The organism is Vibrio sp. Vb1026, from assembly GCF_033338745.1.
Lineage (GTDB): Bacteria > Pseudomonadota > Gammaproteobacteria > Enterobacterales > Vibrionaceae > Vibrio > Vibrio alginolyticus.
Window position 1 is genome coordinate 44,083 of the sequence record NZ_JAWOTH010000003.1, and the last position, 13,150, is coordinate 57,232.

The 13,150-nt window shown below is 44.1% G+C and carries 9 protein-coding genes; 3 read left to right on the forward strand and 6 right to left on the reverse strand.

Annotated elements, in window-relative coordinates:
- Window positions 1–125: 125 nt before the first annotated feature.
- Window positions 126–899, forward strand: a complete 774-nt coding sequence (locus R7E47_RS06765) for a VacJ family lipoprotein (protein ID WP_005380523.1) — start codon at window positions 126–128, stop codon at window positions 897–899.
- A gap of 74 nt (window positions 900–973) precedes the next feature.
- Here the strand turns inward: R7E47_RS06765 and R7E47_RS06770 are convergent, their stop codons facing one another.
- The 4 genes from R7E47_RS06770 to R7E47_RS06785 all read right to left on the reverse strand — a co-directional run bounded on the left by R7E47_RS06770 (window position 974) and on the right by R7E47_RS06785 (window position 5,474).
- The gene (locus tag R7E47_RS06770; RefSeq protein WP_042522518.1) at window positions 974–2,290 is read right to left on the reverse strand and encodes an outer membrane protein transport protein; all 1,317 of its coding nucleotides are present in this window, start codon (window positions 2,288–2,290) and stop codon (window positions 974–976) included.
- Between the two features lie 309 nt (window positions 2,291–2,599).
- Window positions 2,600–3,877: an outer membrane protein transport protein gene (locus R7E47_RS06775; RefSeq protein WP_149192451.1), complete on the reverse strand. Its 1,278-nt coding sequence runs from the start codon at window positions 3,875–3,877 to the stop codon at window positions 2,600–2,602.
- 297 nt (window positions 3,878–4,174) lie between these two features.
- Window positions 4,175–4,906 (reverse strand): DUF3379 domain-containing protein, encoded by a 732-nt coding sequence (locus R7E47_RS06780; protein ID WP_005380527.1) that lies wholly within the window; start codon window positions 4,904–4,906, stop codon window positions 4,175–4,177.
- Window positions 4,899–5,474, reverse strand: a complete 576-nt coding sequence (locus R7E47_RS06785; RefSeq protein WP_005380528.1) for a sigma-70 family RNA polymerase sigma factor — start codon at window positions 5,472–5,474, stop codon at window positions 4,899–4,901. Before R7E47_RS06785 ends, R7E47_RS06780 begins: the two co-directional genes overlap by 8 nt.
- A gap of 720 nt (window positions 5,475–6,194) precedes the next feature.
- Between R7E47_RS06785 and fadI the strand changes: the two genes are divergently transcribed.
- Window positions 6,195–7,502, forward strand: a complete 1,308-nt coding sequence (fadI, locus tag R7E47_RS06790) for an acetyl-CoA C-acyltransferase FadI (protein ID WP_258483204.1) — start codon at window positions 6,195–6,197, stop codon at window positions 7,500–7,502.
- Window positions 7,502–9,613, forward strand: coding sequence for a fatty acid oxidation complex subunit alpha FadJ (fadJ, locus tag R7E47_RS06795; protein ID WP_005384446.1), 2,112 nt, complete (start codon window positions 7,502–7,504; stop codon window positions 9,611–9,613). The genes fadI and fadJ overlap by 1 nt, the downstream gene beginning before the upstream one ends.
- A 62-nt stretch (window positions 9,614–9,675) precedes the next feature.
- On the opposite strand, the gene R7E47_RS06800 is transcribed toward fadJ, so the two are convergent.
- Both R7E47_RS06800 and R7E47_RS06805 read right to left on the reverse strand, forming a co-directional pair.
- Window positions 9,676–9,930, reverse strand: coding sequence for a hypothetical protein (locus R7E47_RS06800; protein WP_017635936.1), 255 nt, complete (start codon window positions 9,928–9,930; stop codon window positions 9,676–9,678).
- Window positions 9,931–10,099: 169 nt separating this feature from the next.
- Window positions 10,100–12,877, reverse strand: coding sequence for an insulinase family protein (locus tag R7E47_RS06805; protein ID WP_318083991.1), 2,778 nt, complete (start codon window positions 12,875–12,877; stop codon window positions 10,100–10,102).
- Between the last annotated feature and the right edge of the window lie 273 nt (window positions 12,878–13,150).

A 13,150-nucleotide genomic window follows, 5' to 3' on the forward strand; every position in this document is an offset into this window, starting at 1 on the left:
CCAGCGATTGCTGGCCTTTATTTATTCCCATATCTGAGTCATCTTTACTATGTATCCTGCTCAACATACGTACAATGGTTAATCGGGGTGACTTAGGTACATTAATAGTCGTTATGGAAAATAAAATGTATAACAAGGGTAAATCTACCTTCTTGTTGCTGTTAGCCGTTGGACTGGTTGGCTGTTCAAGTGCGCCTGATGAAGCAGTAACAGGACAAGAAACAAATCAAACGACTTCTGATGTGTATGACCCGTTGGAAGGCTTTAACCGAACCATGTGGGAACTCAACTACGAATATTTAGATCCGTATTTGGTTCGTCCTGTATCACTTGCGTATGTAGAATACACGCCAGTTCCTATTCGTTCTGGTATCGCTAACTTCTTATCGAACTTAGATGAGCCAGCAAGCATGGTTAATAACTTAATCATGGGTAATGGTACGAAAGCCGTGGACCACTTTAACCGTTTTTGGATTAACTCGACGTTCGGTATTTTCGGTTTATTCGATATTGCAAGTGCCGCGGGTATTACGAAGTACGACGAGAAAGCGTTCAGTGATGCGGTAGGCCACTATGGTGTTGGAAATGGTCCTTACTTCATGGTTCCAGGTTATGGTCCGTATACCTTACGTGAAGTGACAGATACCGTAGATAGTACGTATTTACCCCTCTCTTATCTCAACTTCTGGGCGAGTTTGGGTAAGTGGGCGTTTGAAGGAATGGAGAAGCGTGCTTTATTAGTACCGCAAGAAGCGCAGCTAGACTCGTCGCCGGATCCATATATTCTAACTCGCGATGTTTATATCCAGCGTCAAAACTTTAAAGCAGAAGTTGAAACGGTAGAAGAAGTTAACATCGAAGAAGAAGAGTATTTAGACGAATACCTAGAAGACTTTTAAGCGTTGTTCTTCACAATAGAGAAATGAAAAAAGGCTTAGCTGATGCTAAGCCTTTTTTGTATTTTGCAGCTTGGTTAGAAACGGTAGTTTGCTTGAACACCGATTAGCCAAACATTACCCGTAGTTTCGCCTACGAATTGGCCACCGACTTGTTCTGCAGTGTCGTCTGACTTGTAACCACGAGACTCAACGATTGGTGCGTCTTTCGCAAAAATATAGGTGAAGCCAGCGTCTAGGCTGAAGTCTTTCGTCCAATCGTACGTTGCGCCAATACTTAGCCAAGTGCGGTCAGTTTCTGGAATAGTGATCGTACGGTTTTTGTCGCTTACTGCTGAAGTATCGTATGCAATACCAGTGCGTAGCGCTAGCTTAGGATCAAGCTGGTAAGTGGCACCAACAGCAAAGCGATAGTTGTCTTCCCAGTTTTCTACTTTAACCATATGCGTGCCAGCAGTATCTAGACGTGCTTCCAATTTCTCGAAAGAGCTCCAATCCGTCCAGTTAACGCTTGCGTGTAATGCAAGTTGGTCTGTTACTTGGTGGAAGCTTGCCAACTCAGCCGTTGCAGGCAGGTTTAGATACATGTAGCCGTTGTCGCGTTCAGAAGTACCGAAGCCAAAACCAAGACCTTCAGCATGGCCTTCAAGCTTCAGTTCAACTTCAGATTTGTACGCGAATCCGATACGGTTATTTTCATTGATCTGCCATGCTGTACCAACTTGCCAGCCCCAAGCGGTATCGTCACCTTCCATGTATTTTAGAGCGGTACCTTGAGGAACACTGATTGGTTGATTAGTTTCAGGGTTTAACCCTACAACGTTATTCTTAGGAGCTGCTGCGCCAAAGCTGCCTTCGCCGATGATGTAACGGATACCACCACCAACGCTGATTGATTCATTGACTTTGTAAGCTGCGTTCAAGTTCGCTTCCATTGTCGTTACGCTTGCTTCGTTACCGAAGTGCGAGGCACCAAAGCCTTTACCTAAATCGGTTTCCATGCCGTAGTTGGTGCCAAATGCCAAACCAATCGCGAATTTCTCATTATATTGGTGTGATAGGTAGAAGTTTGGAATGATTGCATCATGTGCGAAGTCATCTGAAGATGCAGAAGAAGTGCTACCGTGGAAGTTTACATCACCTTCAATATCAATATTTGGGTTCACATAGATTGCACCAACGGACACTTGAGTGCCTTCCAAATAAGTTAGCATTGCTGGGTTACGCCATTGTGCACTTGCGTTGTCAGCCATTGCAGCTTCACCAGCATATGCTCGACCTAGGCCTGTTGCAGAATATTCAGCAAGTTGGAAACCTGCTGCGTTAGCCATGCCCGTTGCGCCAAGTAGGCTTAATGCCACTGCTGTTGATAGAAGAGTCTTGTTGGTTTTCATTCGAATGTTCGCTGATTTGTTTATAACGTGGGACAAAAGTTTAAAGGTAGAGTTTTTACTTTAGAAATGAAAATCCAGCGTAAGTGGTCATTTGGAATATTATGCTTTTAAATGTTATTTGTGCGGTTTAATAATCTAACTGTGAAAGGCTTGTAAACGGAATTCAGCGAACAGCTGTGCGTCCTAATTGTGAGATTTAGATACACGTGTTCACTCAAATTGAGTGGGCAATAAATCGCAGATATGAAAAAAGGCTGGAAATCCAGCCTTTTATATAAAGTATTTTTCTACTAACTAACAGCGAAGCGTTTAGAAGCTACGGCTGTATTGTAAGCCGAATAGAATAGCATCAGCGCGTGTTGTTGCTGACAAGCTCGAGATATTTTGAGGGCTTTGAGCGTCACTTGGGTTGTACATTGGGTTAGGTGTTGATTCATTTACCTCAACATCTTTACCCATTAGGTACGTAAAGCCAAAGTCGACATTTGATTTACTATCAATGTGATAAGTAAAGCCGGTAGAGAACCATTGGCGATCTGAGTCAGGAACGGAAACAGACGTTAAGTCAGCTTGGGCGCTCGTGTCGTACATGTAACCAGCACGAAGTGTCCAGTTATTACTTAGGTAATATGTACCACCAATCGAGTAGTGCCAACCATCTTGCCACTGGTACTGTTTATCGTACGATGAGCCAAGAGGAGAGCCTTTTAAGTTAGAGAATTCAATTTGATCGAAAGTTTCCCAGCCAATGTATTGGATGCTGTAGTGTACAGCAAACTTAGTGTCTTGAATTTTGTGGAAGCCGGAGAACTCGGCCATATCTGGTAAAGGTAGTGTGATTTTTTGACCTTTATCGTCTTTTGCTTCCATTTCTGGACTATGACGGTATGCAAGACCAAATCGATTGTTTTCATCTAGCTCGTACACAGTACCAACATTGAAACCTACAGCCCAACCATCAGCTTCGTCTACATCGACGAGTGTGCCTATTGCAGCATGTTCACGCTTCATTGTACCTTGGCCGTAGATTAAATCTAAACCAGCACCAAAGCTCCATTGTTCATTGAGACGGTAAGAACCTGCAAGGCCAAAGTTTACGCTCTTAACATCAGTTAAGCCGCCATATTCTTTTGCCGCAAAGCTATTGTCGAATTCTGTTTTAGTACCGAAATTAGAGTATGCGTTTACGCCCCATGCAAACTTGTCATTTACAGGAACGATTAGATGAATGTTCGGTGCAATAGAAGTATCGCCAGCGTCGTCATAGTTTGAGTCGACAGGCTTGAACAGTGTTGGTGCTACTTGGCACGTTGAACCACAATATTTCGCATCTTTCACTTCAATCATTGAAGTAATGCTTTCGAAACCTAGCGACAGTTCCATTTTATCAAACAGAGCCATTGCTGCTGGGTTACGAGCCATTACTGCTGCATTATCTGCGATTACTGCATCACCAGCAAATGCACGGCCGATGCCAGTTGCTGATTGAGCGTTGATTTGGAAACCCGCTGCCATCGATTGACCTGAGGCAAAAGCTACCGTTACTGCTAGGAGAGTCTTTTTAAACAGACGCGTGTTCTGAGTCATTTGTTTTTCCTTATTAGATTCGTCTCTTTGGACGATAAATTGAGCTTTTGCTCAGTGGCGCAGATAGTAGTATCAATAATTGCTTGGACAAATCCGACCATTGGATAAAATTGAATAAAAATTGCAGAAATGATGTCTAAAAGACGGGAAATTGCACTTAAAATGCATAATTTAGAGTTTAAGCTCTAAATGGTATAGCGATGGTGAATGTTTTGCGTTCTATTTATACAAAAATGCCGCTAAGTAAGATCATTTAGCGGCATTTAACCTTTTGAAGGCTGGAAATCGTCGAAGTTGTTACATCGGCTTAATCATTGATGCAAGAGTCGTAGCGATAGCATCAATATTTTCACCTTCTTCCCCGACTAAAATCAGGCTTGAACTCCCAACGGGCTGAACGATTCCGGTCATGCCATCCTTATTAAAGTCGGTACTTTGTTCGCTTGGAATACCAGTAATAAATAACGTTACTTTACCTTTTGGACCTTGGAACACCATATGCACCGCATTGGATTCACCAAAACCGCAGTGGTTTAGGTAGTAAACGTGATATGGAAAGTTTTCACTAAACTGGTAATGAAATGGCGACATTTTCGCATTAATTTGCGAGCTCGGTACATCCTCATCAAGATGACGAACAAACGGTTCTTCATGAATTACGTGTTTCATCGCGGTATCCGCTAAACTGGCTTGTGCTGGAGACACCAAAACATTTCCCCAGTTTACTTGACCAACTAATAACCCTGCGGTGAACGCAATAGAAGCGGCAAGTGCCATTGCTTTGCGGACAAAGTTTGGTCTGACGACCTTCTCTTCATCAAGTGCACTCGACGTCTGGCTAAATAAAATCTTATCTGCGAGATCTTCGGGTACATCCACATTCATGGCTTGTTTAATTTTTACATCGAGATCCAAAACGTCATCAACAAACTTATTGTTGGCGTCGCTACCAGCTAAAGCTTGCAGAATCTCTTCATCCTTTTGTTTTGGATCCGACAAAATACGACGACGAAATTCTAAATCATCCATTCTTTTGTCCTCTCTTGGTATCTTGAGAATCCAACATCTCTTTAAGTTGATTACGAGCGCGAAATAGTCGAGTCATCACTGTGTTTTTATTTAAATCAAGAATGTCGCCAATTTCTTCTCCACTGAAACCACCGACAACTTGGAGAAATAAAGGCTCACGGTATTCAACATCGAGCTTCATGATCTGTGCCTGCAGCCATTCTTGCTGATGATGTGAGTCATCGCTGACTTTAGCATCATTGCCGTAATCATCGATATCAACTAAATCAAATTGTTTACGTTCGAAGCGGCGCGCATTTTCTCGTCTCAATATTGTGATGAGCCAAGACTTGGCAGCTTTTTCGTCCTGGAGGCTATCGAGTGACTTCCAAGCTCTAAGACAGGTTTCCTGAACTAAATCTTCCGCGACCGCTTTATCTTTGCACAACCAATATGCGTAGCGGTACAAGTCACGATGATACCCTCGGACGAGCGCTTCGTATTTTCTTTGCTTGTCCATATCAGAGTTGACCGGACTGTTGGAATTTTTCTTTCCAAACATTTTTAATATGGCCACAGGAGCCTCCATCCTCGCTCTGTGAGTTTCTTATTTGTTCTGAGCATGACTTTATTTGCTTCATCGCTTAGCGGTTTTGGTTGCAGGATTTGTCATGCAACCCCTTTGACACAATAAGCCATGTGGTTACCTAAAAGTGTATACGCAAATGTCAGATATCATCGAACACGAATTGATATATATTGTTAACAATATCATCATTAGTAATCAATGGCTTGGATAAGTTCACTCGATGGAGCATTAAAAGGGACTTCTGATGGTGGATTCTTGAATTGTTTTGAATCAATAATCGCTTTAGGTGAGCTTAAAACTCGTAAAATCACTATAAAATTGATCTATTTCAAAATATCAAGCAGTGAAGGGGTTATAGTACACCTTGTCATCTCGTTAGTCATTGCGACTAACATGTTGAGCAAGATGACACTTCCTTTTGAAGGCTGACTTTACTTTCTCCTAATCAGGAAACTGATTACTTTTCAATTGGCGTAAGTTAATTGTTTTATAGATATTCCGACCACACAGTTATGTGTGGTTTTTTTTTGCTTCGATTTTACTTTCCGTATACCTCTTACCGTTTTAACTCTCTATAGTTAACCATTAGTAATCGCATAAGAATCAAAGAAGTAGAGTAATTGAACTACTTGCTTCACGTTTATTTAAACGCACGTTTGATAAATTTAACAAATTCATTACAATGCATCAGGTCAGACCTCTTGTATTTAAGGAGAAACAATGGGCAAGCAGGAAGTAAAAACACGCAATGGTGAGCGTGTCGCTATTGTCGCGGGGCTTCGAACTCCCTTTGCTCGTCAAAGCACGGAATTAAGCCAAGTGCCAGCGGTCGATTTAGGGAAAATGGTAGTAAGCGAAATGCTTGCTCGAACAGATATTGATCCGAAGCTAATCGAACAAGTGGTATTTGGACAAGTAGTACAAATGCCTGAAGCGCCAAACATCGCACGAGAAATCGTGTTAGGCACCGGTATGAACATCCATACTGATGCTTACAGTGTGACTCGAGCGTGTGCGACGAGTTTTCAAGCGGCGGTTAATGTCGCAGAAAGCATCATGGCGGGAACCATCGATATTGGTATTGCTGGCGGTGCAGACTCTTCTTCCGTCCTGCCTATTGGCGTATCAAAGAAATTGGCTGCTAATCTGCTTGCTCTTAGTAAGACAAAAACAATGGGTCAGAAGCTTAGTATCCTCAAAAACTTGAGCTTTAAAGACCTGATGCCAGTGCCACCAGCAGTAGCAGAGTACTCTACGGGTTTATCCATGGGACAAACTGCAGAGCAAATGGCTAAAACACATGGTATTTCTCGCGCAGAACAGGATGCGCTTGCACATCGTTCTCATACGCTGGCTTCTCAAGCTTGGAAAGAAGGAAAAATCCAAGATGAAGTGATGACGGCTTTCCCTGAACCATACAAAAAGTGGATTTCGGAAGACAACAATATCCGTCATGACTCAACGGTTGAGGGATACGCGAAATTGCGACCTGCGTTTGATCGTCAGTATGGCAGTGTTACGGCTGCGAACAGTACGCCATTGACTGATGGTGGTGCGGCAGTGATGTTGATGCGAGAAGGTAAAGCGAAAGAGCTCGGAATGGAGATTCTTGGTTACATCCGAGGTTATGCATTCTCTGCTATCGGCGTGGAAAAGGACATGCTGATGGGGCCGACTTATGCCACAGCGAAAGTGCTTGAAAATACAGGCTTGGAACTGTCAGACCTGACGTTGATCGACATGCACGAGGCCTTTGCTGCTCAAGCATTGGCGAATGTGAAGATGTTTGCTTCCGATAAGTTTGCTCAAGAAAACCTTGGTCGCTCAAAAGCGATTGGTGAAATTGACATGGATAAGTTCAACGTGCTTGGCGGATCAATTGCTTATGGTCACCCATTTGCTGCGACTGGTGCGCGTATGATGACGCAAACCCTACGAGAGCTAAAACGCCGTGGCGGTGGTATTGCATTGAATACCGCATGTGCTGCTGGTGGTCTTGGTGCGGCAATGATTCTGGAGGTTGAGTAATGAGCGAGCAAAAAGCATTTAGTCTAAAGGTTGATGAGCAAAATATTGCTTGGTTAGCAATTGATGTTCCTAATGAAAAAATGAATACGCTGCAGGCGGCTTTTGCTGACGAAATGAAAGAAATTTTTGCTCAGCTAAAAGACTCCAGTGGTATTAAAGGGATGATCATCCACTCCCTAAAACCGGACAATTTTGTTGCGGGTGCTGATGTTCGAATGCTAGAAGCATGCACCACAGCAAGTGAAGCGGAAGCCTTAGCAAGGCAAGGTCAGGAGTTGTTCCAGCAGCTATCGGACTTACCTTATCCTGTCGTTGCGGCTATTCATGGCCCATGTTTGGGCGGTGGTTTAGAACTGGCTCTTGCATGTGATTATCGTGTTTGTACGGATTCTGACAAAACGCGTTTAGGTCTGCCAGAAGTACAACTTGGTTTATTGCCAGGTTCTGGTGGTACTCAGCGTCTGCCACGTTTGATTGGCCTGTTACCGTCGTTGGACTTGATCCTGACGGGTAAACAACTTCGTGCGAAGAAAGCTAAAAAATTGGGCGTTGTGGACGCCTGTGTGCCTGACACCATTTTGCTCGACGTAGCAAAACAGTTTATCGACAAAGGTAAAAACAAGGGCACGAAAAAGCTATCGACGAAAGAAAAGGTGATGTCTGGTAGCGGGCTAGGGCGCAAGTTTGTATTTGAGCAAGCTGCGAAGAAAACGAATCAAAAAACTCGCGGTAACTATCCAGCAACGGTTGCAATTCTAGAAGTTATTCAACATGGCTTAGAGAAAGGCTTCGCTAAAGGTCAAGAACTTGAAGCGAAGCGCTTCGGTGAGCTTGTGATGAGCTCAGAGTCAAAAGCGCTCCGTTCGATCTTCTTTGCCACAACAGAAATGAAGAAAGAAAATGGCACGGATGCGAAACCAGCACCAGTTCATAAAGTTGGTGTGCTTGGTGGTGGTCTGATGGGCGCCGGAATCAGCCATGTGTCTGTTGCAAAAGCAAAAGTACCTGTTCGCATCAAAGACGTCAGCAACGATGGCGTTTTAAATGCGCTCAACTACAACTACAAGTTATTTGAGAAACAGCGTAAACGTCGCATTCTATCCAAGGCCGATCTGCAAGCGAAAATGCTGCAACTGTCTGGTGGTGTCGATTTTACCAGTTTTAATCATATTGATGTCGTAATTGAAGCCGTTTTTGAAGACTTAGATCTTAAGCAAAAAATGGTGGCGGACATTGAAGCGAACGCTAAGACAGAAACTATCTTTGCGACCAATACTTCTTCGTTGCCTATCCACAAAATTGCAGAAAAAGCAGAGCGTCCAGAAAACGTAGTTGGTTTGCATTACTTCAGCCCAGTAGAAAAAATGCCTTTGGTGGAAGTGATTCCGCATGAAACGACGTCAGATGAAACCGTTTCAACAGTTGTTGCACTTGCTAAGAAGCAAGGTAAAACCCCGATCGTAGTGAAAGACAAAGCGGGCTTTTACGTGAACCGCATTCTTGCTCCATACATGAACGAAGCGGCGCATATTTTGTTGGCTAACGAACCGATCGAAAAGATTGATACGGCGTTGCTTGACTTTGGTTTCCCTGTTGGCCCGATTACCTTACTGGATGAAGTCGGTGTCGACATTGGCGCGAAAATTATGCCGATTCTGGTTAATGAGTTAGGTGACCGATTCAAAGGCCCGGATGTGTTTGATATCTTGTTAAATGATGGACGTAAAGGACGCAAGAGTGGTAAGGGCTTTTACACTTACAAGGGCAAGAAGAAAGATGTCGACAAATCAGTTTACAAACTGCTTAAGCTCGACCCTGAATCTAAGCTAAGCGATAACGATATTGCGTTGCGCTGTGTGCTGCCAATGCTGAATGAAGCGGTACGTTGTTTGGATGATGGCATCATTCGCTCGCCACGTGACGGTGATATTGGCGCGATATTTGGTATTGGTTTCCCACCGTTCTTGGGTGGTCCGTTCCGTTACATGGACCAATTTGGCATTAAAGAGCTCGTAGAGAAAATGAATGAGTTTGCATCGAAGTATGGCGATCGTTACGCGCCATGTGATGGTTTGCTTACTCGAGCTGGTGAAGGGACAACGTTCTATTAAACGTTGCTTCGGTAGAGAAAAAGGCTTGCCAGTGGCAAGCCTTTTTCATAAAGAAGAAATGGTTACTTCTTCTTGTCTTTCTTATCTTTATTGTGGCCTTTACCTGGGTTGTCGTCCCCGTGAACGCTGCTGTTACCTTTTTTGTCTTTATCATTCCACTGCTTTGAAGAGCAATCATCTGAGTTGATAGATACATTGTCTCCGCTAAGGCGCACACAGTCGTCACTTAATTCGAAGCCATCGCCTTTGACTGAGATTTCAGCGTGAGCAGATGCCAATGGCAGTATAAGAGCCACAAGTAAAAGTGCTTTTTTCATGACTACCTCATTAAGTTATTTTTAGTGCGGGGAATTAGAGCATAAGCCGTAATGGCGTAATTTCAATTTTCTGCTAATTATGGTGCCGATTCAATCTATGAGACCGACAATCTCACTGGGCTCTAGGTACATACTTAGTATTCGACAATTTTATTTCTGCGCAACTAGATCACCCCAAGCCGCAATCTTTTGGCCGAAGTTGGAACTCTTCAATTGATCCAATTTCTTGTCCTAGATGGATGCGCGGAGCCTCCGAATGCGCTTGACCTTGAGAGTGCATGATCAAACGATTTGCAGTACGAGGTTTCAATTCGTTCACAACGAAGCGAATCATGTCTGCGCGCGTCAGCTTCTTCAACTCCGCCAGTACCTTGTCACGTTGGTTAAACTCAGTGTCTTTATTTCCTATCGCAACCCAAAGACGTTGAGCCTGACCTCGAAGTGTGGTGTCCGGCGTTGCTATTTGGTTCCACAAGCCGCGCTTACTGCTGTGCCATTGGTAATCGTTTAACTCTAACAACACCATATAAAAGGCATTTAAAAACTCATCGATTGAGGTAACCAGCTCGGCAGGTGCTGCATTAGGTGACTGCACATACAGTACAATACCAGGGTGACGATTTAGCGGCATATTGCCAGTGCCTACCATGTAACCTAATTGCTGCTTGGTACGGATTTCGTGGAAAAACGTTGCCGACATAAGGTGATTGGCCAATGAGTATAGCGCGATACTACGAGGCTCAATATCCTCGCACTGGTGGTAAATAACGACCGCGGAATCTTGCTGGTTACAATGCACCTCACGTTGAAAACTGCCATTTTTACCTAGCATAATGAGCGGACGAAGTGCCTCTTCATAACGTTGCTCGTTAACTCTTAGAGCATCCTTCAAGGTCGTAGCCATGTCATGGGCTTGCTGGCGTTGCCAGTCTCCGTAAACAAACATTTCAACGTGCAGTTCTGCAAGAATGGATTCTACGAATACCGAGAGTTCATCGACTTCGATTTCTTCTAGCGCTTCGACTAAGGTTGCGAAAGGCGGGTTATTGGGTTGAAGTAACCCAGTAAGTGCGTTAAACAGCTGCGAAATAGGGCGATCTTGTGAAGCATTTCTCCAGTTTCGTAACAGTTGTTGTTTGATGGTTTCAAAGCGAGCAGGGCTGAAATCTCGAGAAGCAAAACGGTGCAGAATCATTTCCAGCAACTGAGGCAGCTTTTGACTGAACCCTGAGAGGGTTAAGGTCACGCCACCTTGGTGAGCGTACATGTTGTAACCCATCCCTGCGATTTCTGCTTGATAGGTTTCTTTTGCTAGCGAATCGAGGAACATCTCTACACATAAGCGCGTTTTGACGATGTTCTTTGGTGATGCAACGGCATGAGTGCTGTCGATAGCGACATAAACGACACCTTTTGGCACGCGAAATTCGTCATCTTGCAAATGCCACAGCCGAAACCCTTCGAGATCCTCAATCAACTCTGGCAGTGAATCACCATTTTCGAGTGGCATGGGGTCGAGGTCGTAGCAAATATAAGGGTTCTTTTCCGGTAAGACGAATTGCCAGCTTGGGTCGATTTGCTGATAGAAACGACGTTGGTCTTCACTAAAAGGTGTGACGGAGTACGGGGTAAAGTACCATTCGGCAGTACGGTTGTATTCCAGGCCTTTAGCAATCAAAGTGACGCGTACATTATCGATGGTTAAGTATCGCAGCAATGAACGCTGTAACTCCTCATCGTAGCCCGCCATTTTGTAGTCACCATAAACCGTGTCTTCCGGTTGATAGTGCTGCATGTTGATCACCAGATGGCTGACGAGATCCATTGGGCGCGATGGCTCTTGGAAGCGAAAAGCCGATTCTAATACCGCTTGTTTTTCGAGATAGCGCCATTCATCTAACCCGTCTTGTTTGATCATCGAGAGGTATTGAAAAACTGCTTGAACGATATCATCAACATGATCTAAGCCGTTTGGCGTCAGGGTGCAGCTTACGGTAAAGTCTCGGTAGTTACTGCCACTCGCGCCGCCGCCCGCTGAGAGAGAAGTAATCCAGCCTTTTTCTTTGAGTTGAAGCATCAAACTGCCTTCTCCTTCATAACCCAACAGGTGAGCAAAGTAGGAGAGTGGCTTCACGCTATAATGCGCATCCATTCCCGGCATGGGGAATGTGAGAATCAGTTTACGGAACTCTTTGAGCGGCTCGACTTGAACCAAAATGCCCGTGCTTTCCTCAGTGCCTATCGGTACATCAATCGATTTTCCACGAAGGTGGTGATTTGGGATGTCGGCAAACATGGTTTCTACCCAAGCTTGCTGTTCATCGAGCGACTGTGGCCCAAATAGAGTCAGTGTCATCAAATCGGCGGAATACTGAGAGTGGTGAAACTCCACAATTTCGTCGCGGATGGATTTACCATCTCGGTCGCCAAGAGTATCTAAGTTTCCGACAGAGAATTTTGAAAACGGGTGCTCTGGATTGATGACTTCTTTGTTAACTTGATACAGGCGACGAGAATCATCATTGAGTTTGAGCTTGTATTCGGAGTCGACAGCCTGGCGTTCTTTGTCTAATGCTTCTTCGTTAAACAAAGGTGCGGTAAAGAATTGGCTAAATCGATCTAAGGCACTTTCAAAGGCATTTGGAGCAATATTGAAAAAGAAACAAGTGTGCTCTGTACCAGTCCAAGCGTTGTTTGTTCCACCGTGTTGGCTAATATAGCTTTGAAACTCGCCCACTTTAGGGTATTTTTCCGTACCCAAAAAAAGCATGTGTTCTAAATAGTGTGCCAGACCTTGGCGATCGTTTGGGTCGTCGAAGTGTCCAACGTTCACTGCCAGAGCAGCTGCCGACTGTTGAGCTGTATCGGAATGAATCAGCAGTACACGCAGATCATTGCTCAAGGTAATGTAGCGGTATTGATTTGAATCGTTAGGACTTAGATGCACGATGCGTCTCCAGATTTCGCATTACAGTAATTTAGGCTCCCCTCGCGGGGGGCGCAAAGTTTGCGTTTCGACAAATACTGCTTGCCGTATTTTTGTTATTCGTAGACTTCTGCACAGGCCCATCGCGTTTGCGTATGGGGAAGAACTGTTTGAGTGAATGCTCTGAACTCATTGCACAGTTAAATAGTGTGATGAACTGAGTACATTCTTTTAATAGATTGTTAAGAAAGTCGCTATCTTTAACAAGCGAATTGGTATAATGAACAGATAATT

Coding starts and splice junctions, on each gene's coding strand:
- R7E47_RS06765 (WP_005380523.1), top strand. CDS start 126: ATGTATAACAAGGGTAAATCTACCTTCTTGTTGCTGTTAGCCGTTGGA.
- R7E47_RS06770 (WP_042522518.1), bottom strand. CDS start 2,290: ATGAAAACCAACAAGACTCTTCTATCAACAGCAGTGGCATTAAGCCTA.
- R7E47_RS06775 (WP_149192451.1), bottom strand. CDS start 3,877: ATGACTCAGAACACGCGTCTGTTTAAAAAGACTCTCCTAGCAGTAACG.
- R7E47_RS06780 (WP_005380527.1), bottom strand. CDS start 4,906: ATGGATGATTTAGAATTTCGTCGTCGTATTTTGTCGGATCCAAAACAA.
- R7E47_RS06785 (WP_005380528.1), bottom strand. CDS start 5,474: ATGGAGGCTCCTGTGGCCATATTAAAAATGTTTGGAAAGAAAAATTCC.
- fadI (WP_258483204.1), top strand. CDS start 6,195: ATGGGCAAGCAGGAAGTAAAAACACGCAATGGTGAGCGTGTCGCTATT.
- fadJ (WP_005384446.1), top strand. CDS start 7,502: ATGAGCGAGCAAAAAGCATTTAGTCTAAAGGTTGATGAGCAAAATATT.
- R7E47_RS06800 (WP_017635936.1), bottom strand. CDS start 9,930: ATGAAAAAAGCACTTTTACTTGTGGCTCTTATACTGCCATTGGCATCT.